20 protein-coding genes and 4 tRNA genes are annotated in these 24,187 nt (G+C 55.5%); 7 read left to right on the top strand and 17 right to left on the bottom strand.

What is annotated here, in order from left to right; translation table 11 throughout:
* The first annotated feature begins 84 nt into the window (after positions 1-84).
* The 5 genes from hemC (at position 85) to CWR52_RS13380 (ending at position 5,566) form a co-directional block, all read left to right on the top strand.
* A complete protein-coding gene (gene hemC, locus CWR52_RS13400; RefSeq protein ID WP_021242846.1) occupies positions 85-1,026 on the top strand; it encodes a hydroxymethylbilane synthase in 942 nt (313 codons plus the stop codon).
* Entirely contained in the window at positions 1,023-1,763 is a 741-nt protein-coding gene (gene hemD, locus CWR52_RS13395; RefSeq protein WP_065102838.1) for a uroporphyrinogen-III synthase, read from the top strand. The genes hemC and hemD overlap by 4 nt, the downstream gene beginning before the upstream one ends.
* A 20-nt stretch (positions 1,764-1,783) precedes the next feature.
* Positions 1,784-2,980: a uroporphyrinogen-III C-methyltransferase gene (hemX, locus tag CWR52_RS13390; RefSeq protein WP_104949894.1), complete on the top strand. Its 1,197-nt coding sequence runs from the start codon at positions 1,784-1,786 to the stop codon at positions 2,978-2,980.
* 2 nt (positions 2,981-2,982) lie between these two features.
* Positions 2,983-4,182 (top strand): protoheme IX biogenesis protein HemY, encoded by a 1,200-nt coding sequence (gene hemY, locus CWR52_RS13385; protein ID WP_008501551.1) that lies wholly within the window; start codon positions 2,983-2,985, stop codon positions 4,180-4,182.
* A gap of 172 nt (positions 4,183-4,354) precedes the next feature.
* Positions 4,355-5,566 carry an MFS transporter gene (locus CWR52_RS13380; RefSeq protein WP_104949893.1) on the top strand — a complete coding sequence of 404 codons (1,212 nt, stop codon included), beginning with the start codon at positions 4,355-4,357 and terminating at the stop codon, positions 5,564-5,566.
* 507 nt (positions 5,567-6,073) lie between these two features.
* Here CWR52_RS13380 and CWR52_RS13375 read toward each other — a convergent pair.
* The 17 genes from CWR52_RS13375 to trxA all read right to left on the bottom strand — a co-directional run bounded on the left by CWR52_RS13375 (position 6,074) and on the right by trxA (position 21,233).
* A tRNA-Pro gene (locus tag CWR52_RS13375) sits at positions 6,074-6,150 on the bottom strand.
* A gap of 45 nt (positions 6,151-6,195) precedes the next feature.
* Positions 6,196-6,281, bottom strand: a tRNA-Leu gene (locus CWR52_RS13370).
* 22 nt (positions 6,282-6,303) lie between these two features.
* Positions 6,304-6,379 (bottom strand) — tRNA-His (locus CWR52_RS13365).
* A gap of 67 nt (positions 6,380-6,446) precedes the next feature.
* A tRNA-Arg gene (locus CWR52_RS13360) sits at positions 6,447-6,523 on the bottom strand.
* A gap of 102 nt (positions 6,524-6,625) precedes the next feature.
* Entirely contained in the window at positions 6,626-8,011 is a 1,386-nt protein-coding gene (thrP, locus tag CWR52_RS13355) for a bifunctional threonine/serine APC transporter ThrP (protein WP_104949892.1), read from the bottom strand.
* Positions 8,012-8,208: 197 nt separating this feature from the next.
* Positions 8,209-8,949 carry a lipopolysaccharide N-acetylmannosaminouronosyltransferase gene (wecG, locus tag CWR52_RS13350; RefSeq protein ID WP_104949891.1) on the bottom strand — a complete coding sequence of 247 codons (741 nt, stop codon included), beginning with the start codon at positions 8,947-8,949 and terminating at the stop codon, positions 8,209-8,211.
* Between the two features lie 12 nt (positions 8,950-8,961).
* Positions 8,962-10,314 carry an ECA oligosaccharide polymerase gene (gene wzyE / locus CWR52_RS13345; protein ID WP_104949890.1) on the bottom strand — a complete coding sequence of 451 codons (1,353 nt, stop codon included), beginning with the start codon at positions 10,312-10,314 and terminating at the stop codon, positions 8,962-8,964.
* The gene (locus CWR52_RS13340; protein WP_104949889.1) at positions 10,311-11,390 is read right to left on the bottom strand and encodes a TDP-N-acetylfucosamine:lipid II N-acetylfucosaminyltransferase; all 1,080 of its coding nucleotides are present in this window, start codon (positions 11,388-11,390) and stop codon (positions 10,311-10,313) included. Before CWR52_RS13340 ends, wzyE begins: the two co-directional genes overlap by 4 nt.
* Positions 11,387-12,637: a lipid III flippase WzxE gene (wzxE, locus tag CWR52_RS13335; protein ID WP_104949888.1), complete on the bottom strand. Its 1,251-nt coding sequence runs from the start codon at positions 12,635-12,637 to the stop codon at positions 11,387-11,389. Before wzxE ends, CWR52_RS13340 begins: the two co-directional genes overlap by 4 nt.
* A 1-nt stretch (position 12,638) precedes the next feature.
* A complete protein-coding gene (rffA, locus tag CWR52_RS13330) occupies positions 12,639-13,769 on the bottom strand; it encodes a dTDP-4-amino-4,6-dideoxygalactose transaminase (protein ID WP_104949887.1) in 1,131 nt (376 codons plus the stop codon).
* 4 nt (positions 13,770-13,773) lie between these two features.
* The gene (gene rffC, locus CWR52_RS13325) at positions 13,774-14,451 is read right to left on the bottom strand and encodes a dTDP-4-amino-4,6-dideoxy-D-galactose acyltransferase (protein WP_104949886.1); all 678 of its coding nucleotides are present in this window, start codon (positions 14,449-14,451) and stop codon (positions 13,774-13,776) included.
* On the bottom strand, positions 14,448-15,710 hold the full coding sequence (gene wecC, locus CWR52_RS13320; protein WP_104949885.1) for a UDP-N-acetyl-D-mannosamine dehydrogenase: 1,263 nt from the start codon (positions 15,708-15,710) through the stop codon (positions 14,448-14,450). The genes rffC and wecC overlap by 4 nt, the downstream gene beginning before the upstream one ends.
* Positions 15,707-16,837 carry a non-hydrolyzing UDP-N-acetylglucosamine 2-epimerase gene (wecB, locus tag CWR52_RS13315; protein ID WP_104949884.1) on the bottom strand — a complete coding sequence of 377 codons (1,131 nt, stop codon included), beginning with the start codon at positions 16,835-16,837 and terminating at the stop codon, positions 15,707-15,709. Before wecB ends, wecC begins: the two co-directional genes overlap by 4 nt.
* Before the next feature lie 56 nt (positions 16,838-16,893).
* Positions 16,894-17,940, bottom strand: coding sequence for an ECA polysaccharide chain length modulation protein (wzzE, locus tag CWR52_RS13310; RefSeq protein WP_104949883.1), 1,047 nt, complete (start codon positions 17,938-17,940; stop codon positions 16,894-16,896).
* A 13-nt stretch (positions 17,941-17,953) separates the two neighbouring features.
* Positions 17,954-19,057 (bottom strand): UDP-N-acetylglucosamine--undecaprenyl-phosphate N-acetylglucosaminephosphotransferase, encoded by a 1,104-nt coding sequence (gene wecA, locus CWR52_RS13305; protein ID WP_029739567.1) that lies wholly within the window; start codon positions 19,055-19,057, stop codon positions 17,954-17,956.
* Between the two features lie 241 nt (positions 19,058-19,298).
* The gene (rho, locus tag CWR52_RS13300) at positions 19,299-20,558 is read right to left on the bottom strand and encodes a transcription termination factor Rho (protein ID WP_008501566.1); all 1,260 of its coding nucleotides are present in this window, start codon (positions 20,556-20,558) and stop codon (positions 19,299-19,301) included.
* 345 nt (positions 20,559-20,903) lie between these two features.
* On the bottom strand, positions 20,904-21,233 hold the full coding sequence (trxA, locus tag CWR52_RS13295; RefSeq protein WP_006179218.1) for a thioredoxin TrxA: 330 nt from the start codon (positions 21,231-21,233) through the stop codon (positions 20,904-20,906).
* 144 nt (positions 21,234-21,377) lie between these two features.
* On the opposite strand from trxA, the gene rhlB reads away from it, so the two are divergent.
* Positions 21,378-22,646, top strand: coding sequence for an ATP-dependent RNA helicase RhlB (rhlB, locus tag CWR52_RS13290; protein WP_021242834.1), 1,269 nt, complete (start codon positions 21,378-21,380; stop codon positions 22,644-22,646).
* A 5-nt stretch (positions 22,647-22,651) separates the two neighbouring features.
* Positions 22,652-24,136, top strand: coding sequence for a guanosine-5'-triphosphate,3'-diphosphate diphosphatase (gene gppA / locus CWR52_RS13285; protein WP_063622989.1), 1,485 nt, complete (start codon positions 22,652-22,654; stop codon positions 24,134-24,136).
* The last annotated feature ends 51 nt before the right edge of the window (positions 24,137-24,187 follow it).

Genomic DNA, 24,187 nt, shown 5'->3' with positions numbered 1-24,187 from the left:
TCTCACGCTTCATCAACCGTAAAACTGCCATCCCAGAGTCAACAATGTTAGGATGGTTAGCGATTGATAATGACGGTAACAAGCATGTTAGACAATGTTTTGAGAATTGCCACACGCCAAAGCCCTCTCGCGCTCTGGCAGGCACATTATGTGAAGCAGCGCCTGGAAGCCTGCCACAGCGGATTGCGCGTCGAGCTGGTGCCGATGGTCACGCGCGGTGACGTGATCCTCGATACGCCGCTGGCGAAAGTGGGCGGCAAGGGCCTGTTTGTCAAAGAACTGGAACTGGCATTGCTTGAGAACCGCGCCGATATCGCCGTACATTCGATGAAAGATGTGCCCGTCGAGTTCCCGGAAGGGCTGGGGCTGGTGACCATCTGCGAGCGTGAAGATCCGCGCGATGCGTTTGTCTCTAACCGCTATGACTCGCTCGACGCGCTGCCAGCGGGTAGCGTGGTTGGCACGTCCAGTTTACGCCGTCAGTGTCAACTGGCGGAGCGTCGTCCCGATCTGATCATTCGCTCGCTGCGCGGTAACGTCGGCACGCGTCTGGGCAAGCTGGATAACGGCGATTACGATGCCATTATCCTCGCCGTTGCCGGCCTGAAGCGTCTGGGGCTGGAAGAACGTATTCGCGTAGCGCTGCCGCCAGAGCTCTCACTGCCCGCTGTTGGCCAGGGTGCCGTCGGCATCGAGTGCCGTCTGGACGATGCGCGTACCCGCGAGCTGCTTGCCCCACTGAATCATGACGAAACCGCTACGCGCGTAAAAGCGGAGCGGGCGATGAATACCCGCCTCGAAGGCGGGTGCCAGGTGCCAATTGGCAGCTATGCTGAATTGACGAATGGCGAACTGTGGCTGCGCGCGCTGGTAGGCGCCCCGGACGGTTCGCAGATGGTGCGCGGCGAACGTCGCGGTAACGCGCAAGATGCCGAGCAGCTTGGCGTGTCGCTGGCGGAAGAGTTACTGGATAACGGCGCGCGCGAGATCCTGGCTGACGTATATAATGGAGAGCCCCCTGCATGAGTATTCTCGTCACCCGCCCTTCTCCCGCAGGAGAGCAGTTAGTGAGCCGTCTGCGCACACTGGGGCAGGTGGCCTGGAGTTTTCCGCTCATTGAATTCTCCCCCGGTCGCGAGCTCTCTGCGCTCGCCGACCAGATGAATACCCTTCAGGACGGTGACCTGCTGTTTGCGCTGTCGCAGCATGCCGTGGAATTTGCCCACGCACAGCTGCAGCAGCAGGACATGGCCTGGCCAACCGCCCCCGGCTATTTCGCGATTGGCCGCACTACGGCACTGGCGCTGCATACCGTAAGCGGCGCGGACGTTCGTTACCCGTTAGATCGGGAAATCACTGAAGTCTTGCTACAATTACCTGAATTACAAACTGTTGCCGGAAAGCGTGCGCTCATTTTGCGCGGCAATGGGGGGCGCGAGCTGCTGGGCGAAACGCTGCGTGAACGTGGTGCGAACGTGACGTTCGTTGAGTGCTATCAGCGCTGTGCAAAACACTACGACGGTGCGGAAGAGGCGATGCGCTGGCATGCGCGAGGCATCAATACGCTGGTGGTCACCAGCGGTGAAATGTTACAACAGCTTTGGACGCTGATACCGCTTTGGTATCGCGAAAACTGGTTACTCCGCTGTCGGCTTCTGGTCGTCAGTGAGCGTCTGGCGAACCAGGCCCGGGAACTGGGCTGGCAGGATATTCGGATCGCTGATAACGCCGACAACGATGCGCTGCTGCGCGCATTACAATAACTCTCAAATGGGAAGCCATAATGACGGAACACGACAAATCCTCCGCCGTGGTTGAAGAGACCAGGGAGACTGTGGAGACGACGCCACAGCCAGAGACGACTGAGAAAACCGCTGAGAAGAAAAACGGCAGCAACAAAACAAGCCTCACGCTGAGCGCGATTGCCATCGCCATTGCGCTGGCAGCGGGGGTTGGCCTGTACGGGCTGGTGAAGCAACAGAGCGCTAACCAGACGTCTACCAGCGACGCGCTGGTGAATCAGCTCACTGCCCTGCAAAAAGCGCAGGAAACGCAGAAAACCGAGCTGGAAGCCGTGATTAAGCAGCAGGCCGCCGCGCTTGCCGAAGCGAACAGCAAACAGGAAGAGCTGACCAAACAGCTGGGTGAAGTACAGCAGAAAGTCGCCACCATTTCCGGCACCGATGCCAAAACCTGGCTGCTCTCGCAGGCTGACTTCCTGGTGAAGCTCGCCGGACGTAAGCTCTGGAGCGATCAGGACGTCACCACCGCTGCCGCGCTGCTGAAAAGCGCCGATGCAAGCCTGGCGGACATGAACGACCCAAGCCTTATCACCGCTCGCCGCGCGATTACCGAAGATATCGCCAGCCTCTCCGCCGTCTCGCAGGTGGATTACGACGGCATTATCCTTAAAGTGAATCAGCTGTCGAATCAGATTGATAACCTTCAGCTGGCGGATAATAACGACGACGACTCCCCGATGGATTCCGACGGTACCGAGCTTTCCAGCTCCCTGAGCGAATGGCGCATAAACCTGCAGAAAAGCTGGCAGAACTTTATGGACAGCTTTATCACTGTCCGCCGTCGCGACGAAACTGCCGTACCGCTGCTCGCACCGAACCAGGACATCTATCTGCGCGAGAACATTCGTTCCCGCCTGCTGGTCGCTGCTCAGGCCGTGCCGCGTCATCAGGAAGAGACCTACAAACAGGCGCTGGATAACGTCTCAACGTGGGTACGCGCCTACTACAACACCGACGATGCGACGACCACCGCCTTCCTCGAAGACATTGATAAGCTGAGCCAGCAGAACATCACCATGAACGTGCCGGATAAGCTGGCCAGCCAGCCGATTCTGGAGAAATTGATGCAGACGCGCGTACGAAATCTTCTGGCGCAGCCGGGCGTACCGGCAGAGCAGACGAGCGGAGCGGCACCTGCTCCGGCTCCTGCGCCTGAAAGCGCACCGCAGGGAGAGTAATGATGCTAAAAGTCCTCTTACTCTTCATCCTGCTGATCGCCGGGATCGTGCTGGGACCCATGCTTGCGGGTCATCAGGGTTACGTCCTGATCCAGACCGATAACTACAACATTGAAACCAGCGTAACGGGCCTGACGATCATTCTGATCCTCGGCGTGGTGGTGCTGTTTGCGATCGAGTGGATCCTGCGCCGTATTTTCCGTACCGGTGCCCATACCCGCGGCTGGTTCGTTGGCCGTAAGCGCCGCCGCGCCCGTAAACAGACCGAGCAGGCGCTGCTTAAGCTCGCAGAGGGTGATTATCAGCAGGTTGAAAAGCTGATGTCGAAAAACGCCGACCACGCCGAACAGCCGGTGGTGAACTATCTGCTGGCGGCCGAAGCAGCGCAGCAGCGCGGTGACGAAGCCCGCGCTAATCAGCACCTGGAGCGAGCGGCTGAGCTGGCACACGGCGACCCGATTCCGGTGGAAATCACGCGCGTTCGTCTGCAGCTGGCACGCAATGAGAATCACGCGGCTCGCCACGGTATCGACCGTCTGCTGGAAGTCGCGCCGCGTCATCCGGAAGTGCTGCGTCTTGCCGAGCAGGCCTATATTCGTACCGGCGCCTGGGGCTCACTGCTGGACATCATTCCATCGATGGCGAAGGCCGAGGTGGGCGACGATGAACATCGTGACGAGCTTCAGCGTCTGGCGTGGATTGGCCTGATGGATCAGGCACGCGCTGACCTGGGCAGCGACGGTCTGAAAACGTGGTGGAAGAATCAGAGCCGGAAAACGCGTCAGCAGGTTCCTCTGCAGGTGGCGATGGCGGAACATCTCATCGAGTGTGACGATCACGACACGGCTCAGGAGATCCTCCTCGACGGTCTGAAGCGCCAGTACGACGATCGCCTGGTGATGGTGATCCCGCGCCTGAAAACCAATAATCCTGAGCAAATCGAAAAAGTGCTGCGTCAGCAGATTAAAACCGTCGGTGACCGCCCGCTGCTGTGGAGCACGCTCGGTCAATCGCTGATGAAGCACGGCGAATGGCAGGAAGCGAGCCTCGCCTTCCGCGCCGCGCTGAAGCAGCGTCCGGACGCGTTTGACTACGCATGGCTTGCCGATACGCTGGACAAGCAGCATAAGCCGGAAGAGGCAGCCGCCATGCGGCGTGATGGGCTGTTGCTGACGCTGCAAAATAACGGTACGCAGCAGTAATTCATCAGGAGGCCAGATGGCCTCCTTTTTTTATCGCCTTTCTCCTGCTACATTCTTTACACCCGCATCTGCAAACGAACCCGCCAATGTAACGATGTCTTTTCATTAACTTTTTTTCACACACGCGCACTTGCTGCAGCGTGGACTAAATCGTTTTTGAAAGGAAATCGTCATGAATTCGCTTTTATATGCGCTAATTGAAGCGCTGCGCTGCCACCGCTGGCTGCGCCTGCTTGCCTGTGCTTTTATCTTTTCTTCGCTGGGGAATGGCTTAACCCAGGTTGTGGTCTTCGGCTTGCTGTTAGCGTGGTCAGCTCCGCCCGCTCTGCTCACCCTTGCTTTTCTTTTTGCGACGGTACCGGGATTTATCGGCAGTACGATCGGCGAAAAGCTGTGCTCACGCTGTTCTCCAATATCCCTGCTGATACTAACCGAAGGGCTGGGCCTGCTCGCCCTGCTCTTTCCCCTGCTTGGCGTGGGTTATCACAGCGTTGCCGCGTTACTCGCCGTACAATCCACCGAGGCGCTGCTCAGCGGGATGAGCTGGCCCGCGCTGACGTTGCTCTTTAAGCGCGGACTTAGCGAAGCAGAGCTGCCTGCTGCGACCTGTCTGGAAAATGTGATTTTTGCTTCGCAGGTATTGTTAGGGACTGGCCTGGGCGTGGTGCTGTTCCAGAAGACGTCCGTGTTTACCCTGCTGGCCATTGATGCCGCCAGCTTTCTCGGGTCACTGCTCATGCTATGGCTGGCTGGACGCCGGTTTTCTGCGCCATCACTCACGCCCCCCGAGGTAGAGGAAGCCCCTGTGGCATTACGCTGGCGGACGTTGACCGTTCGGCAAAAACGCAGTCTGCTCGTCCTGCCGTCGCTGGCGGCCGTCGGCTCACCGGCCATGGCGCTGCTTCCGGCACTGGCACAGCAAATCCATCCTCAGGATGCGGCGGGCCTTGCTCTGCCGCTGCTTTTCGCAAGGAGTATGGGACAACTTTGCGGCCCCATGCTGCTAAAAAAAGAGAGCCTGACGCGCTTTGCCGCTCACACGCCGTGCATCATCGTTTGTCTCGGTATCTTTCTGACCGCTTATGGAACGCTACCGTTGTTATCCGGATGGATGGCATGTGCACTGGGGGCGATCTTTATCGCGCATCTGGCCTCGAATATTCTCTTCGCGGCTGGGACGTTTGGCGTACTCAGTAGCTTTCATCTCACGCAAACCGCTTCAGCCAGCGGGAAAGCCTGGCGCTGGCAAACGCTCAGCGCCTCGCTTTTCACCGGTATTGCAGCGATGGTGGCTGTTGGGCTTGGCTCAGTGCTGGCGCTCTATACGGTCTCGTCGGTTGCCCTGCTGTTGGTCGCCCTGATCATGCGCAGGTATCGGGAATAAGGCATAAAAAAACGCCTGCTATAAAAGCAGGCGTTAAAACAGGTCTGTAAGACAACATATTTGGTGCTTCACTCAACGTTATGTCCATGGTGTCTGATGAGGCCGAAGCGACATCTGTCAGTGGACGATAAGCACCGTAAATGGCTCTGCGTCATTCCTGAGTTTATGAGGCACGAAGGCGAACATAAGAGATGGAATGAGCATCTACACACATATTATTGCACGTAACGTGCCAGGTTCGCACCCAAAAAGTTTACATGACGCAACATTTTAAGATAAAAGGAAATTATGCTGTTAAGTAACGTCTTAAGCTCTACAACGTAGCGGGAAAAGGTGGGAATATGTCGCCAGAAGGAGACAGCAAAACCCATAAATAGTTATTCATCTAACTTTCAATGCGTTACATGTCGCTGAATTGCGACAATGAAAAAGGACGTTGTTGGGGAATGACTACAGGGATGAAGAATTGCAGATAACAAAAAACCCCGCCGAAGCGGGGTTCAAAATTGGTCGGCGAGAGAGGATTCGAACCTCCGACCCACTGGTCCCAAACCAGTTGCGCTACCAAGCTGCGCTACTCGCCGATGTACTGCTTTTTGAATTTTTAGTTCAATTCATTTAAAAAGTCGTGGTGCGAGGGGGGGGACTCGAACCCCCACATCCAAAGGACACTAACACCTGAAGCTAGCGCGTCTACCAATTCCGCCACCTTCGCAATTCACAACTCTTTCAAATAATGGGGTGGCTAATGGGATTCGAACCCACGACAACTGGAATCACAATCCAGGGCTCTACCAACTGAGCTATAGCCACCACTGTATTCTTTCACGCGGTACTGACTACTTCTCAGACCACCGCAGCTCTAGCGCCGGGACTAAAATGGCGCGCCCGACAGGATTCGAACCTGAGACCTCTGCCTCCGGAGGGCAGCGCTCTATCCAGCTGAGCTACGGGCGCTTAGCGCCGTTGCGGGGCTGGATATTACGTACCTCCGTCCCCGCTGTCTAGTGCTTTTTTGAAAAAAATGCGCGTTTGGTTATGGTTTGCACATTTTGCCGCTTATTCCTCCACTTTCTGCGTGGTGGCACGGCGACCGAGACCAAAAAGCTTATAGGCAGCCGTTACAGCGGCCAGGAAGATCATCCCGACAAACAGCGACATGCGGGTATCTTCATTAAAGTACATCCCGATTAATACGCAAATCAGGAACGCCATCGTCAAATAGTTCGCATACGGGAACAGAATTGAGCGGAACGGATGGCTTTCAATCGCCTTTTTGTGCGCATGACGGAAGCGCAGCTGGCTGATGAGGATAACAAACCACGGCACCATGCCCGGCAGTACGCTGGCGCTGTAGACGTAAACGAACACGCGCTGCGGATTGGGAATGATGTAATTCAGGCAAGAACCAATCAGCAGGATCGCAATCGAAACCGCCACCCCCGCCACCGGCACCCCGGCACGTGAGACTTTACTCATCGCCGCAGGCAGCTGGTTGTTCTTCGAGAGCGCATAGAGCATACGTCCGCAGCTGTACATCCCACTGTTACAACCTGACAACGCTGCCGTCAGGACCACAAAGTTGATGATACCCGCCGCCGCCGTGATACCAATTTTGGCGAAGGTTAAAACAAACGGGCTGCCGGTCGAGCCTATTTCGTTCCACGGGAAGATGGTTACGATAACGAAGATTGCACCCACATAGAAAATCAGGATGCGCCACAGCACTTTGCCTACCGCGCTACGCAGCGTGACCTGCGGGTTTTTCGCTTCACCAGCGGTAATGCCGATCAGCTCCACGCCCTGATACGAGGCCACAACGATACACAGCGCCGTCAGGAAGCCCTTCCAGCCGCCGGCAAAGAAGCCGCCGTTTTCGGTTAAGTTGCCAAAGCCGATAGCATGTCCACCGTTGCCAAAGCCGAAGAAAATCACACCCAGGCCGACGACAATCATCACGATAATCGTGGTGACTTTGATCATCGCGAACCAGAACTCAATTTCACCGTAAAGGCGCACGGCGGCCAGGTTTGCCAGCGCCACCAGCCCCACAGCAATGAGTGCCGGTATCCACTGGACCATGTCCGGGAACCAGAACTGGACGTAAACCCCTATGGCGGTGATTTCAGAGATGCCCACCGCCATCCACATAAACCAGTATGACCAGGCCGTCAGGTAGCCGAAGAACGGGCTCATATAACGGTGTGCGTAAACGGCGAAGGAACCGGTCACCGGCTCCAGAAAGAGCATTTCGCCCATGGAACGCATGATGAAGAAAACAAACAGCCCGGCGATGATATACGCCAGTAATACGGAAGGGCCTGCCCACTTGAGCGTGCTTGCGGAGCCCATAAACAGGCCCACGCCGATAGTGCCGCCCAGCGCTATCAGTTCAATATGACGAGCTTCCAGCCCACGCTGTAGCTCCGGTTTTTTCTCTGCCATAGATCCTCGATTGTGTTTGCTGTTTCCCGGCTTAAGACCGGGTATTGTTTTTTAGGGGTACTAAAATACGGAGCGAATGGTTTCTTAAAATCGGCCAAATGGCAAACGATGCATTAAAAAAATAAATGCATTGCACAGATTGTCAGCAGTTTTGCAGGCGAGTTGCAGCGCGAACAGCATATCGCGCTACATTTTGATTACATTTTCCCGGTGTAATGCCAGGCGAGGTAGCGAAGCAGACGGATCTGTCGTTTAATGCGCGTCGGTTGCGATAGCAGGCGGTACAGCCACTCCAGCCCCAGATTTTGCCAGACCCTGGGCGCACGCTTAACGTGGCAGGTAAAGACGTCGTACGTGCCGCCGACGCCCATGTAGAGGGCATCCGGACAGACCAGACGGCAGTCGCGCATCAGGATCTCCTGGCGCGGGGACCCCATCGCCACGGTGACAATCTTCGCCCCGCTGTCACGAACGCGCTCAAACAGCGCCTGCCGATCTTCCGGTTTAAAGTAACCGTCCTGGCTGCCGACGATATTAACATTCCATTGACGACGCAGTTTCTCCTCCGTCTGGGCCAGTATCTCTGGCTTCCCGCCAATCAGGAACACGGGCGTGCCCTGCGCACCGGCGCGGGCCATAAGCTGCTCCCAGAGATCGGCACCCGCCACGCGGGAAACATTAGCGTCAGGATACTTTTTACGGATAGAGCGGACCACGCTGATCCCGTCCGCGTATTTAAATTCAGCCGCTTCAATCAGGCTTTTGACTTCCGCATTGTCCTGAACCGCCAGCATTTTTTCAGCGTTGATGGCCACCAGCGTACCGGATTTCATCTGGCCGTCGGCGAACAGAAAGTCCAGCGCGTGCTGCATGTCGCGCCAGCCAATAAGCTGCAGGCCACGTAGCGCATAGCGCGGTGCAGAAATTTTATCAGTCATTACTATCCTTACTCAGACTTGCGACAGCGTTGTGCTGCCCTGCCGCTCGCGCTTGTGCACAAGCCCTGCGCTGTCAAACAGCCAGTACAGCAGTTTGGCCAGTAACAGGCAGAGGCCGAAAACAACCATGAAGAACACTACGCGCGACACGAACGAATCCAGCCCTTCGCGCGCCAGCACGATCATATTGAAAATGGCACCAAAGCAGAAACTGTGCAAAATGGCGGCTTTATAGCGGTTGGTCTCTTCATTGCCGCGCAGGTAAAGCCAGTCGAACCACTTGATAATCAGCCCCACGGCAACCGCACCGGGCAAAATGAACCACGCCCCCCCCATCACCACCAGGGAACCGATCAGCGTTGGGGAGATTGCCAGGCCTGAATGATTGTTCAGCACTTCCCAGGTAAAGTAATTCGCCGTGTTAAGCACCACACCGGGCCGGTCCGGCCATAGCCAGGAAGGGATAAAGACGTAGAAATCGCGAACAATCGGCGCCAGCCCCTGGAAATCAATCTTGTCGTAGTTTTGCAGCAGTAACGCCAGGTTTTCCCACGGCGAGAACGTATCGCGCGTCAGATAGAGGAACGTGTAAAACGCCTCATCACCCGCCACGTTCATCCCGTAGCGCTTCAGCGCCAGCCAGAACATCCCCACGATGCCAAACACGCCTGCTGCAACCAGCATCCACAGCGAGATCCAGCCGCGGATGATGCCGATAAACAGGAAGATGGCGAAGGCGATGATAATGTTCGCGCGCGTGCCGCCCACAATCATGTAGGTCAGGATGCCAAACGCGACGGTACTGACCAGGAAGAACAGCCACGCTTTGCTGTCCTGGCGCAGGAAGAAGATCACCAGCATTGCCGGAATGAAGAAGTAGAAGAAACGCTTAAGCGCCACGCCCGAGACTTCGGCCGAAAAAATCTGGCTGTAGGAGTGGAGTTTAAACAGCAGGAAGCCGTTATGCATGAAGAAGGTGCCGACGCTGACCAGGGCGATGGTCATCAGCATCACCCATGTCAGGTGGGTTTCCACCCGATTCATGGTAAAGAGCGCCCGACGCGGGGCAGCTGTCTGCGCTGAACGCAGACGCGTTTTATAGGTGACGTAGTAGACCGCATAGAAGCAGGTCGCCGCCAGAAGCGCCTGGAGCAGAATATCCGGCGGCGCGACGCTCACGTCAAAACGAAACACCAGAATGCTGGTGAGCGGGAAGCCGAAAAAGAACGTCAGCAGGAACAGTAACGAGAAGAAGACGTTAAAGTTGAAGCGCACGCGGCGGAATTCAAACCAGGTGAGCGTGGCGATAAACAGGGCGCTCAGAAGCCAGACAACCAGTAAGCCGCTGAATTGCAACTGACTCATGCTTTGTCTCCTGAAGCGATACGCAGCGCGCGGTGCCACGGCGTGAGATAATTCGGGCTGAAAAAATCGATGCTGTTTTTATCCACCAGCGTGAGCTGGCGCTGAGCTTCACGTACCACCTCGACGTTCAGGGTGTCTGAGGTAAACAGCACCGGAATATTCTGTTCGGCCATGTCCTGCCAGAACGGGTTGTCGCGGTTGAGCACGCACGGTACCCCCGCCTGAATCAGCAGACACAGCGTGCCAATTCCCTGTTGTCGGGCAAAAATGAAATAACCGAGATCGCATTTTCTCAGCAGCGCAAGATATTCATCAAATTCGAGCTTATCGCTGAGGATGTGCAGATTTTCTGCGCTAAACAGCGCAAGTCCCTGTTGGCGAACCTCAGCAATATAGGCGTCGTTGTTGGCAGGATAGCCCATCGGCACCACCACGTTCACCGTGTTGCCAAACTGCTGATGCACCGCCCTGAGCGCTGCAACGTGTTCGTTACTGCGATCGCCGGAATTCCCCACCAGGATCGTCAGCTTGCCTTCACGCACCGTATCATTCGCCATGGCGTTCAGCGCCGGATCCATGCGGGTGGGGAAATAGAGGAGTTCTCCGCGCACGTTCGGGTGCTGTTTAGCAAAATAGTTGAGATCGCCGCGGGTGGCAAACACACAGCCCACGCGCCCCTGCGCCATGCGGCGCAGCGGATAGAAAAGACGGAATTTCCAGCCGCGGGAGACTTCATAGAGATCGGCTCCCCAGATATGCCAGCTGCACTGGGAGGGTTTAATCCCCCCGCTGAGAAGCGCCAGCCACAGGCCGGTATTGAACTGTCCGTGGAAAAAGAAACGTTGCTTACGATCCGCTTTGGCTTTGGCAATAACCGCCTTCGCCAGGGTAGCTTTATCCGGCCAGAAGCGAATCGTCAGCGCCGGAAATGCTGCGCTCAGGCCCTTATCCTGACCTGCAACCATAAACTCACGCGCATCGGGATTACCCGATGCCAGCTCGTCGTTGAAGAACCGCAAAACGGTCTGGTTATGGTGTGGGATATCCGATCCCAGGATGTGAATCAGTGCAGTCATGCGCGTTTACGCCACAATAAAAATACGCCGCAACAGGCGGCGAAATAAACGATATAGGTTGCCATGTAGGCCTGAGCCGCCCCCAGCGCGCCGTGCGCGGGTATCAGCCAGTGCGAGAACGAGGTCAGTAATGCAAACTGGCTAATTTCCGCCAGGATATACAGCCGCAGGGAGGCTTTTGCTATCACCAGATAGCCGAAAACGTAAGCACCCACTTTCAGCACATCACCCACCAGCTGCCAGGCAAACAGATCGCGCATGGCGATGAACTTCGCCGAAAACAGCAGCCAGATGGCGACATCGCGCAATAACCAGACGGTAAAGCTGGCCGCCGCGACGGCTGGCAACACAAAGCGAAGCGATCGGAAAATCTCGCGGGTAATATCCTGCCTGGACGTCAGACGCGATAATGTTGGCAGCAAATAAACGCTAAAGGAAGCCGTAATAAACTGGAGGTAGGCGTCGGAAATGCTGCTTACGCCCTGCCAGATCCCGACTTCATCCCAGCTATAATGCGCTGCCAGCAGGTTTCGCATCATCACGTAGGCCACCGGCAGCGTGACGGAGGTGATGAGCGCCATCAGGGTAAATTTACCCAACTGACTGGCAAGCACTTTATCCCATTGCGGTTTCAGGTAGCTCAGCGGGATGACGCCCCGACGCATCAGCATAAGCGCCGCAGGCACAACAACCAGCGCCGGGACCAGCGCCAGCCCCAGCAGTGCGCCTTCATAGCCACCCAGGCGATAGCAGAAATAATAGGCAATCACGCCGATAACGCTGCCCAGGATTAAGGCAAGCGCGTTCCCGGCAGCATCACGAAACCCTTTCATCAGCGCCAGCAGCAGGTTAGCCCAGGCAATCCCCATCTGCACCAATGCGACCAGACGCACCAGCCCCTGATAGTGGGTGTGGCCGAATAATCCCTGGCTGATGGGCGCCGCCGCCAGCAGAAAGATAATCGCCATTAGGGTCGAAAAACCCGTGACCATCGCTGAGGAGGTGCCCACGACCCTGCGAAGCTGAGCCGCATCATCATGGTACTGCGCAACGTATTTGGTCACGCCGTTAAAAATACCGGCACCGGCCAGCACCCCAAGGACGGTAATAAGCTGGCGGAAATTACCCGCCAGCCCCACGCCAGAGGGGCCAAATGAGACCGCCAGCAGCTTGACGACCAGCAGCCCGGCGCCAATTTTTACAAGCGTGGACGCGGCGGTCCACACCGATGCTTTTGCCAGAGACATATCAGCCGAAATAACTCAGGAGGGTATTAATCACCGTACGCTGGTTAACTGGCGCGAGGTTGTAGAAAAGAGGCAGACGAAGCAACCGCTCACTTTCTTTGGTGGTGTAACGGTCTTCACCCGCGAAGGTTCCAAACGCTTCGCCCGCCGGGCTGGAGTGCAGCGGAATATAGTGGAACACCGCCATAATTTCGGCTTCTTTCAACCAGGCAATGAGCTGGCTGCGGTCGTCGTTATCGCGCAGCTTGATGTAGAACATGTGCGCGTTGTGGACGCAATCTGCCGGAATGGTTGGCAGCTCAATACGCCCGGCTTTGGCCAGAGGCTCAAGGGCATCGTAATAGGTTTGCCACAGGGAGAGACGCTGCAGGTTGATGCGATCCGCGGCTTCCAGTTGCGCCCACAGGTACGCGGCCTGCAGATCCGCCATCAGATAGCTTGAACCAATATCGCGCCAGGTATATTTGTCCACCTGGCCGCGGAAGAACTGGCTGCGGTTGGTGCCTTTTTCGCGGATCACTTCCGCACGCTCCACGAGCGCCCGGTCGTTAATCAGCGTCGCGCCACCTTCTCCGCCTGCCGTGTAGTTTTTGGTTTCGTGGAAGCTAAAGCAGCCGATGTGGCCGATGGTGCCCAGCGCGCGCCCCTTGTAGGTAGACATCACGCCCTGCGCGGCATCTTCCACCACAAACAGATCATGTTTTTTGGCGATGGCCATGATGGTGTCCATTTCACAGGCCACGCCCGCGTAGTGAACCGGCACGATCGCGCGCGTTTTGTCGGTGATCGCCGCTTCAATCAGCGTCTCATCAATGTTCATGGTATCCGGGCGGATATCCACAAAGACGATTTTCGCCCCGCGCAGGACAAACGCGTTCGCGGTGGAAACGAAGGTGTAGCTCGGCATGATCACTTCATCACCGGGCTGGATATCCAGCAGCAGCGCGGCCATTTCCAGCGATGCCGTACAGGACGGGGTCAGCAGCACTTTGGCGCTGCGAAAACGCTGTTCCATCCACTGCTGACAGCGACGGGTAAAACCGCCGTCACCGCAGAGTTTGCCGCTGCCCATGGCAGACTGCATATAGTCGAGTTCAGTTCCGACGACGGGTGGTGCGTTAAATGGAATCATCTTGTCACCTGTATAACCAGTAGGCGGTGGCGTCGATGTTGGCACCACTCGCAATATAACGTTTAAGCGCGGCGGTGTTGCCCAGTTGGGTCGCGACCCGCAGCGTCACAAGCTGTTGCTCCTGCGCCCAGTGCAGCGCCGCCTGCATGAGTTTCTCACCCATGCCGCGCCCGGCTAATAAGCCAATACGCGCCTCGCGCGCGTTGAGCTTGCGAAGCGAAACGAACCCCTGGAGTTGACCGTCCCCTGCACGGAAAACCAGGCAGACGTGGTCAAAGGTGCCTTTGACGGCATTCTCTATCCACTGGGCATAGAAACGCCCGCTATCGTCAGGTGCATACCAGGGCGCACGAAAGCGACTCTGCGCAAACGCCTGAGCCGCCATCTGACGCAGCACGGGAATATCCTGCTCGGTTGCCATTTCCGCGCCGGACGCATCGTGCCGGGTGAGGGTAATGGAAAGATCGACCTCACCTTCAACCAGCTGAAAGCCGTGCTGCTGGAGCGCGTCAAGCAGATCGACGCGCTCCGCCGGAATCTTCGCCTGCACCCGTTGCCAGGCGGTAAAATCCGGTTCAGCCAGTACCGGCGCGTCATCGCGCAGACGCACGATGGCCGATGGCAGGCCGAAAAAGGCACTCTCCCACTGCAGGGGCTCGAGTACCCCGTTCAGGTTGCTCAACGCCAGACGCCTTTGGTATCAACCACATACTGCTGACGCACTGCATCACCAGGCGTCGCTTTAAACGCTTTATGATCCACCAGCAGCACCAGCACGTCCGCCGTCGCCAGCGCGTCGTCCAGCGCCGTCAGCGTGCAGTGTCCCGCCAGTTTTGCCGGTAATTCATGGATATTCGGCTCAACCACCAGCGTTTCACCCTTGTGCCATTCGGCAATCATCTCGGCAATTTCCATCGCCGGGCTTTCACGCAGGTCGTCAATATTCGGTTTAAATGCCAGACCAAAGCAGGCAATTTTCAGCTCGCTGGCGCGCTTGCCGCTCTCTGCCAGACAATCCGCTACCGTCGCTTTAACCTGATTGAGCACCCAGTGAGGTTTGCTGTCGTTGACTTCACGCGCGGTGCGAATCAGGCGCGCCTGCGCTGGGTTCTGCGCCACAATAAACCACGGATCGACGGCGATACAGTGTCCGCCCACGCCCGGGCCTGGCTGGAGAATATTTACACGCGGATGGCGATTCGCCAGGCTAATCAGCTCCCAGACGTTAATCCCCTGATCGGCGCAGATCAGCGACAGTTCGTTCGCAAAAGCGATATTGACGTCGCGGAAGCTATTTTCCGTCAGCTTGCACATCTCGGCGGTGCGGGAGTTGGTCACCACGCATTCGCCTTCCAGGAAAATCTTGTACAGCGCGCTGGCGCGTTCGGAACAGACGGGCGTCATACCGCCAATGACGCGGTCGTTTTTAATCAGTTCGACCATGACCTGGCCCGGGAGTACGCGCTCCGGGCAGTAGGCGATGTTGATATCCGCCTGCTCCCCCACTTGCTGCGGGAAACGTAAATCAGGGCGCGCGTCGGCCAGCCACTGCGCCATCTGCTCGGTAGCACCAACCGGAGAGGTCGATTCCAGGATCACCAGCGCCCCTTTCTTCAGCACAGGTGCGATGGATTTTGCCGCCGCCTCGACGTAGACCATGTCGGGCTCATGGTCGCCTTTAAAGGGCGTTGGAACGGCAATCAGGTAGGCATCCGCTTCCACAGGGGTCGTGCTGGCACGCAGGAAGCCTCCGTCCACAGCCTCTTTCACCACGCGGTCAAGATCGGGCTCGACAATATGAATTTCGCCACGGTTAATGGTTTCCACCGCGCGGGCGTTGATATCCACACCGACAACCTGTTTTTGACGAGAGGCAAACGCCGCCGCGGTGGGCAAGCCAATGTAGCCAAGACCAATGACAGAGATGGTAGTAAAACTCATAGCGATACCCGATTGTGTTTAAGTGCATGCAAAATACGACCACAAGCCTGCCCGTCGCCATACGGATTATGGGCCCGGCTCATTGCCTGATACGCTTCATCGTCATGCAGCAGGCGCGTGACCTCTTCGACGATGAGCTGTGCGTTGGTGCCGACCAGACGCACCGTACCGGCTTTGACGGCTTCCGGACGTTCGGTCGTTTCACGCATAACCAGCACCGGTTTGCCAAGGGAAGGTGCTTCCTCCTGGATGCCGCCGGAATCGGTAAGGATCAGCCAGGCATGATTCATCAGCCAGACAAACGGCAGGTAGTCCTGAGGTTCGATCAGCAGAACGTTTTCGACGTGGCCCAGAATACGATTGACCGGCTCGCTGACGTTAGGGTTAAGGTGTACTGGATAGACAATTTGCACATCGTCGTTCTGCGCGGCGATTTCAGCCAGCGCGTGACAGATTTGCTCAAAACCCCGGCCAAAGCTTTCGCGTCGATGACCAGTGACCAGAATGGTTTTTTTGCCGTTGTGAAGGAACGGATAGCGGGCTGCGAGCGCTTTCTGAAGATCGCTGTTTGCCAGGACGCGGTCACGTACCCAAATTAACGCGTCAATGACCGTATTGCCGGTTACAAAGATTTTATTATCGGCGATATTTTCACGCAGCAGGTTCTGACGAGAGTTTTCCGTTGGCGCAAAGTGGTACATCGCCAGATGGCCCGTTAACGTGCGGTTGGCCTCTTCCGGCCACGGCGAATAAAGATTGCCGGTACGCAGCCCCGCCTCAACATGTCCAACAGGAATTCGCTGGTAGAACGCGGCCAGACTTGTCGCCACGGTAGTGGTGGTATCACCGTGTACCAGCACCACGTCAGGCTTAAATGACTCCAGGATCGGCTTAAGTTCTTGCAGAATGCGACAGGTTATCTCCGTTAACCCTTGCCCCGGTTTCATAATATTGAGGTCGTAATCCGGGACGATGGAGAAGAGGGTTAAAACCTGATCGAGCATCTCCCGGTGCTGGGCCGTGACGCACACTTTCGCTTCAATATCAGGATCGCAGGCCAGCGCATGAACCAGAGGTGCCATCTTAATGGCCTCCGGCCTGGTGCCAAATACGGTTAGTACTTTCACATCGATTCTCTTCGATTAGGCGATGAAGGCCGCAGCCTTCATCGTAAAAGGCATTCTTAGTTTGTACGACGACGCGTTAACGCCACGCCAGCACCAACGAGTGCGCCCACAATCCCCCACATGATCATCAGGAATGCGCGGCGCGGACTGTCGCGTTTTACAGGTTCTTCAGGCGTTCGCAAATAACGATAGGTCTGAAAACGCGGATCCAGGGATGGGCCAACATTAAGCGTATTAAGCATCGCGCGATTTTGATCGTAATCGAGGTCAAAATCAGGCCCAACGGCCTTCAGGTTTTCCAGGCGCGCCTGCAGCATCGGGCGGCCAAGAAGGAACATCTCTGAATCAGGCAGCTCATCGGCCGGCACGTCCGTCTCAGTACGGGAAATATTGTGCTGCTCCGCAATTTTCAGCGCCTGCTCAATGTTATGCACGCGGCGACCGAAAATGGTATTCGCCACCTCTTCCTGACGTTTCACCTGTGCTTTCATCTGGATGGTACGAGCCGCCCAGGCACCTTTAAGCTCTTCGTTAAGATGGCTTGCAGCACGCTGGCTGGCAAACGCGACATACTGGCGCAACAGGTTGTTAGCATCCGGCGCGGTTTCTGCAATTAGCTTGACGCTGTCATTCACGTTACGCAGCGCGTCGCCCGGCATAAACTGGATATTGTTAATCAGATCGTCCAGCAGGGCGGCATCGGCTTTGGTGTTATCAACCCGACGCTGCTTGTAGTAATCCGTCTGGGACCAGAAGTCGCGGCGGGTATCCCACGAAGCCAGTTGCATCACAAACTCTTTATAGGCTTCATCCATAACGGAGGCCTGGTCTGGCGTTGCAAGACTGGCTTTGATATCCAGATTTCGCAGGAATTGCTGCTGGGAATAGTATCCCCCGAGCATGTTAACCGTTGGTTTGTCCGTGATTGCCGTGGCGCTCCACTCTTGTTTTGCAAAGAATGTATAGGCCAGCGCTAACAGTGCAAATCCCAGCGCGATCCCCGCAATCCAAAGTTTGCCTGTCCATAACACACGAAACAAACCCCGAATATCCAGCTCATTCTCTGTTAACACTGATTTCGCTCCCGCCAACGGTTGAGTCATCATAGTCCCGGTTTTACTTAGTTAATGTTGTATGTTTGCCACTGTTACGACGCATCCTGCGTTTAATACGTTTAATGAAGCGTGCTACCTTCCATGCGCGCTTGATGCAGTAGCCGTAGAGAGAAAAAGCTAGCAAGAACAATACCAACATAGCCCATTCAGGCACAAAATGTGTATATTCTGCCGTTACGCCAATCCCCGCCAGAATAGCAGCCGCAAGCGTAATAAGCACAAATGCCTGCCGGGAAGTGAATCCTGCTCGCATGATCAAATGATGAATGTGCTGACGGTCAGCAGAGAAAGGACTCATCCCTTTACGCAGGCGGCGATACATGATCGCAACCATATCCATTAACGGGATAGCGATAATCCATAATGCCGTTACCGGGCTAATGGGGTGTACATCACCCTGAGTGGTTTCCAGCAAGATCCAAATGATAGTAAAGCCGATAAGCGTGCTACCCGCATCACCCATGAAAACTTTATAGCGCCGGCCCAATGCGCCGAGATTTAACAGGATATAAGGCAGAATGGCCGCAATCATGGCAAAACACCACATAGCAAGGCTATATTGCCCATCGAACCATAAAATGAAACCAATTGCGGCAAATGAGACGCAGGACAGGCCTCCCAGCAAACCATCAATACCGTCAACCATGTTGAATGCGTTAATCGCCACCCACACGGCAAAAAGCGTCAGGAAATAACCGAACGGACCGAGTTCCATCTCCCAGGAGCCAAAAATATAGCCCAGGCTACTCAAATGCAGCTTAGCGAACACCATCATAGCGATAGCCACAGCAGCCTGAACGAAGGCGCGAATTTTCACGCTAATATCATAACGGTCGTCGAGGGCACCAACCACGACAAGCACGGTCGCGCAGGTCAGATACAGCCTGGCATGCGGGATATAGTAATCCGCGATAGCAAAAGTGAAGCAGATCCCCGCAAAAACAGAGATGCCACCGACCAGAGGGATCATGCCTTGATGACGCTTACGGAAGTTGGGTTTATCCACTAACCCCAGATATTTCGCCACCTTACGTGCCAGAAACAAAAAGCAGGTGGTAAACAAGAAAATACTGGTTAGTTCAGTAAACGTATCAAGTAGGTTCACAATGGATGTTCTCAACAAATGTTAGTCAAGGAAGTATAACCATCAAGGCGCTGAGCCTGAAGTTATAAAGCAAACCTCTTACAGTTCCATTTGTTTATTATTCAAGCTATTAATGTTTTTACTGTGCGAATTATCTTATTGTCGCACTGACCGGTCAAAATTGGGAGTAGGTGGTACTAGCGTATAGTCCATAAAAGAAAAACGCCACGTAAAAACGTGGCGTTCACTGGCTTTATTTACGTTACGAGCGCTTCATCATGTCGAAGAAGTCATCGTTGGTTTTGGTCATCGCCAGTTTGTTAATGAGGAACTCCATCGCGTCAATTTCACCCATTGGATGGATGATTTTGCGCAGGATCCACATTTTCTGCAGCTCTTCCTGGGTGGTGAGCAGCTCTTCTTTACGGGTACCGGAACGGTTGTAGTCGATAGCCGGGAAGACGCGTTTTTCAGCGATCTTACGAGAGAGGTGCAGTTCCATGTTGCCTGTACCTTTGAACTCTTCGTAGATAACCTCGTCCATTTTGGAACCGGTATCGATCAGCGCCGTCGCGATGATAGTCAGGCTGCCGCCCTCTTCCACGTTACGTGCAGCACCGAAGAAGCGTTTCGGACGATGCAGGGCGTTAGCATCCACACCACCGGTCAATACTTTACCGGACGCTGGCACCACGGTGTTGTAGGCACGCGCCAGACGGGTGATGGAGTCGAGCAGGATGATAACGTCTTTCTTGTGCTCAACCAGGCGTTTCGCCTTCTCGATAACCATTTCCGCAACCTGAACGTGGCGAGATGCTGGCTCGTCGAAGGTTGAAGCAACCACTTCACCTTTAACCAGACGCTGCATCTCGGTCACTTCTTCCGGACGTTCGTCAATCAGCAGCACCATCAGCACACAGTCTGGGTGGTTATAGGCGATGCTCTGTGCGATGTTCTGCAGCAGCATGGTTTTACCCGCTTTTGGCGGCGCCACAATCAGACCACGCTGGCCGCGACCAATAGGTGATGCCAGATCCAGAACACGCGCGGTTAAGTCTTCGGTCGAACCGTTACCACGTTCCATACGCAGGCGAGAGTTCGCGTGCAGCGGCGTTAAGTTCTCAAAGAGGATCTTATTACGCGAATTTTCCGGTTTGTCGAAGTTAACTTCATTGACTTTCAACAGCGCAAAGTAGCGTTCACCCTCTTTAGGAGGACGAATCTTACCTGAAATGGTGTCACCAGTGCGGAGGTTGAAACGGCGGATTTGGCTGGGGGATACGTAGATGTCGTCAGGGCCGGCGAGGTAGGAGCTGTCTGCAGAGCGGAGGAAACCAAATCCGTCTTGCAATATCTCCAGCACACCGTCGCCAAAGATATCTTCGCCACTCTTAGCGTGCTGCTTCAGGATGGCGAAAATGATGTCCTGCTTGCGCATACGAGCCTGGTTTTCCAGCCCCATATTTTCGCCGAGAGTGATCAGCTCAGAAACCGGCGTATTCTTTAATTCGGTAAGATTCATAATGGTGTGGGTTCTTAAACTCGGGGTGATTCTCGAACTTAATGTTGTGAATGGTATGGCAGGGTCATCCATGCCTGTTTAGCGGCCATCAACTCATGTCTGTTCGCTGTCTGGTCACAGGGAAAGAACGCAGAACTGAAACGACAAGACGGATTGAGTGACAAGCCCGGAATTTAGCCACTTCACGCACTGGATATGTCAACAGCGGGAAGTATCGGGTAAAACAAGATTCAAACAACAAGATATGTTTAAAACGAAGTCATAGCTAACTTAGCACGACTTCAGCCGGGCGTCCAGAGTTCCAGATCATTTAGCCGGGAGCTCTGAACGCGCAGCGGAGAAACCTTACGCCAGGTTAGCGTCCAGGAACTCTTTCAGTTGACCTTTGGACAGCGCGCCCACTTTGGTCGCCGCCACTTCGCCGTTTTTGAACAGCAGCAGGGTCGGAATGCCACGGATACCGTATTTTGGTGCGGTGCCCGGGTTCTGGTCGATGTTCAGCTTGGCAACGGTCAGTTTGCCCTGATATTCGTCGGCGATCTCATCCAGAATCGGGGCGATCATTTTGCAAGGACCACACCATTCAGCCCAGAAATCGACGAGGATCAGCCCGTCAGCCTTAAGTACGTCCGTGTCAAAACTGTCGTCAGTCAGGTGAATAATTTTATCGCTCATATATAACTCCACAGGAATAAGCCTGGTACGTTGGTTTTGTCTCCACCAACGACGTGTTGATGTCGCATTAACCAACTAAAGGTTGACTTTATTTCACCGGATACGCTTTCGTAAAGCAATAGTAAGCTGATATTCTACCACACTATGAGCAAAACACATTTAACAGAACAGAAGTTTTCCGACTTCGCGCTGCACCCGAAGGTGATTGAAGCCCTTGAAAATAAAGGGTTTCATAACTGCACGCCCATTCAGGCCCTCGCGCTGCCGCTGACGCTGGCCGGTCGCGATGTTGCCGGGCAGGCGCAAACCGGTACCGGCAAAACGATGGCGTTTTTAACGTCAACGTTTCATTATTTACTTTCTCACCCAGCGATTGCAGACCGCAAAGTTAACCAGCCGCGCGCGCTAATTATGGCCCCGACGCGAGAACTGGCGGTACAGATCCACGCAGACGCTGAACCCCTGGCGCAGGCTACCGGCCTGAAGCTTGGCCTGGCCTATGGCGGCGACGGCTACGATAAACAGCTGAAAGTGCTGGAAAGCGGTGTGGATATCCTGATCGGTACCACTGGTCGTCTTATCGATTACGCCAAACAGAACCACATTAACCTCGGTGCAATCCAGGTTGTGGTGCTCGATGAAGCTGACCGCATGTACGATCTGGGCTTCATTAAAGACATCCGCTGGCTGTTCCGCCGTATGCCTCCGGCCAATCAGCGCCTGAATATGCTGTTCTCAGCAACCCTCTCCTACCGTGTGCGCGAACTGGCGTTCGAACAGATGAACAACGCCGAGTACGTGGAAGTGGAACCGGAGCAGAAAACGGGTCACCGCATTAAAGAAGAGCTCTTCTATCCTTCGAATGAAGAGAAGATGCGCCTGCTGCAAACGCTGATTGAAGAAGAGTGGCCAGATCGCGCCATTATCTTCGCAAACACCAAACACCGCTGTGAAGACATCTGGGGCCATCTGGCTGCAGACGGCCACCGTGTTGGCCTGTTAACCGGCGATGTCGCGCAGAAAAAACGCCTGCGCATTCTTGAAGAATTTACCCGTGGCGATCTCGATATTCTGGTGGCCACCGACGTGGCGGCACGTGGTTTACACATTCCGGCCGTGACGCACGTCTTTAACTACGATCTGCCAGACGACTGTGAAGACTATGTACACCGTATCGGTCGTACCGGTCGTGCGGGCGCAAGCGGTCACTCAATTAGCCTTGCGTGTGAAGAGTATGCGCTGAATCTTCCGGCCATTGAGACCTACATCGGTCACTCTATTCCGCAGAGCAAATACAATCCGGAAGCGCTGTTAAGCGAACTGCCGCCGCCTAAGCGTCTAACCCGCCCACGCTCCGGCAATGGTCCGCGTCGTTCAGGCGGCGCACCGCGTAATCGTCGTCGTTCAGGTTAAACAATATGCTCAGCTCCACCTCGCTTTATGCGGCAATTGATCTCGGTTCGAATAGTTTTCATATGCTGGTTGTGCGCGAGGTGGCGGGAAGCATACAAACGCTGACGCGCATTAAGCGCAAGGTCCGCCTCGCGGCGGGCCTGAGCAGCGACAATCACCTCTCACCTGAAGCCATGGAACGTGGCTGGCAGTGTCTGCGACTCTTTGCCGAGCGTCTGCAGGATATCCCGCATGCCCAAATCACCGTGGTCGCCACTGCGACACTCCGTCTGGCGGTTAACGCCGTGGATTTTATTGCCAGAGCGCAGGAAATTCTCGGTTGTCCGGTTCAGGTTATCAGCGGTGAAGAAGAAGCTCGCCTGATTTATCAGGGGGTTGCACATACCACGGGGGGTGACGATCGCCGCCTGGTGGTAGATATCGGCGGTGCCAGTACCGAGCTGGTGACCGGCACCGGCGCGCAGGCAACCTCGCTGTTCAGCCTGTCGATGGGCTGCGTGACCTGGCTTGAGCGCTACTTTACCGATCGTAATCTGGGTAAAGAGAACTTCGACGAGGCAGAAAATGCGGCGCGCGAGGTGCTACGTCCCGTCATGGACGAGCTGCGCTATCACGGCTGGAAAGTGTGCGTGGGTGCGTCGGGCACCGTGCAGGCCCTGCAGGAAATCATGATGGCGCAGGGAATGGACGAGCGGATTACGCTTGCCAAGCTTCAGCAGCTAAAACAGCGCGCCATTCAGTGTGGACGCCTTGAAGAGCTGGAAATTGAAGGCCTGACGCTCGAACGCGCGCTGGTTTTCCCGAGCGGGCTGGCTATTCTGATCGCTATTTTCACCGAACTGAACATCCAGTGTATGACCCTGGCCGGCGGCGCGCTGCGTGAAGGTCTGGTCTACGGGATGCTGCATCTGTCGGTCGATCAGGACATCCGCAGCCGTACCCTGCGCAACGTGCAGCGTCGTTTTCTGGTTGATATCGATCAGGCAGGGCGCGTATCGCAGCTGGCGTCACGCTTCGCCGATCAGGTCGCTAACGTCTGGGATCTTGAACCACTGAGCCGCGATTTACTGCTGAGCGCCTGTGCGCTCCATGAAGTGGGGCTGAGCATTGATTTTAAGCAGGCACCGGCTCATGCAGCGTATCTGGTGCGCAACCTGGATTTACCGGGCTATACACCTGCGCAGAAAAAATTGCTGGCAACGCTGCTGCTGAACCAGACCAATGCCGTTGATCTCTCGTCTTTGCATCAGCAAAACGCCGTACCGCCGCGCGTGGCCGAACATCTGTGCCGCCTGCTGCGTCTGGCGATTCTGTTTGCCAGCCGCCGTCGCGATGATTTGCTGCCTGCGATCGGCCTGGTGGCTGATGACGAAAAACTGTCGCTGACGCTGCCGGAAAACTGGATTGAACGTCACCCGCTTGGGGCAGAGATGATCGAGCAGGAGTGCCAGTGGCAGAGCTATGTGCACTGGGTGCTGGAAGTGAAGTAATACGCTGAACATTGCCGGGTGGCGGCTTCGCCTTACCCGGCCTACTCATCA

The organism is Enterobacter sp. SGAir0187, from assembly GCF_002952735.2.
Taxonomy (GTDB): Bacteria; Pseudomonadota; Gammaproteobacteria; order Enterobacterales; family Enterobacteriaceae; genus Enterobacter; species Enterobacter quasiroggenkampii.
Note: the sequence above shows the minus strand (reverse complement) of the source record. Positions and strands in the feature narration are given on the sequence as shown.

Bases quoted from the DNA above. Each gene is read 5' to 3' on its own strand.
- hemC (WP_021242846.1), top strand. From the start codon at position 85: ATGTTAGACAATGTTTTGAGAATTGCCACACGCCAAAGCCCTCTCGCG.
- hemD (WP_065102838.1), top strand. From the start codon at position 1,023: ATGAGTATTCTCGTCACCCGCCCTTCTCCCGCAGGAGAGCAGTTAGTG.
- hemX (WP_104949894.1), top strand. From the start codon at position 1,784: ATGACGGAACACGACAAATCCTCCGCCGTGGTTGAAGAGACCAGGGAG.
- hemY (WP_008501551.1), top strand. From the start codon at position 2,983: ATGCTAAAAGTCCTCTTACTCTTCATCCTGCTGATCGCCGGGATCGTG.
- CWR52_RS13380 (WP_104949893.1), top strand. From the start codon at position 4,355: ATGAATTCGCTTTTATATGCGCTAATTGAAGCGCTGCGCTGCCACCGC.
- thrP (WP_104949892.1), bottom strand. From the start codon at position 8,011: ATGGCAGAGAAAAAACCGGAGCTACAGCGTGGGCTGGAAGCTCGTCAT.
- wecG (WP_104949891.1), bottom strand. From the start codon at position 8,949: ATGACTGATAAAATTTCTGCACCGCGCTATGCGCTACGTGGCCTGCAG.
- wzyE (WP_104949890.1), bottom strand. From the start codon at position 10,314: ATGAGTCAGTTGCAATTCAGCGGCTTACTGGTTGTCTGGCTTCTGAGC.
- CWR52_RS13340 (WP_104949889.1), bottom strand. From the start codon at position 11,390: ATGACTGCACTGATTCACATCCTGGGATCGGATATCCCACACCATAAC.
- wzxE (WP_104949888.1), bottom strand. From the start codon at position 12,637: ATGTCTCTGGCAAAAGCATCGGTGTGGACCGCCGCGTCCACGCTTGTA.
- rffA (WP_104949887.1), bottom strand. From the start codon at position 13,769: ATGATTCCATTTAACGCACCACCCGTCGTCGGAACTGAACTCGACTAT.
- wecC (WP_104949885.1), bottom strand. From the start codon at position 15,710: ATGAGTTTTACTACCATCTCTGTCATTGGTCTTGGCTACATTGGCTTG.
- wzzE (WP_104949883.1), bottom strand. From the start codon at position 17,940: ATGACTCAACCGTTGGCGGGAGCGAAATCAGTGTTAACAGAGAATGAG.
- rho (WP_008501566.1), bottom strand. From the start codon at position 20,558: ATGAATCTTACCGAATTAAAGAATACGCCGGTTTCTGAGCTGATCACT.
- trxA (WP_006179218.1), bottom strand. From the start codon at position 21,233: ATGAGCGATAAAATTATTCACCTGACTGACGACAGTTTTGACACGGAC.
- rhlB (WP_021242834.1), top strand. From the start codon at position 21,378: ATGAGCAAAACACATTTAACAGAACAGAAGTTTTCCGACTTCGCGCTG.
- gppA (WP_063622989.1), top strand. From the start codon at position 22,652: ATGCTCAGCTCCACCTCGCTTTATGCGGCAATTGATCTCGGTTCGAAT.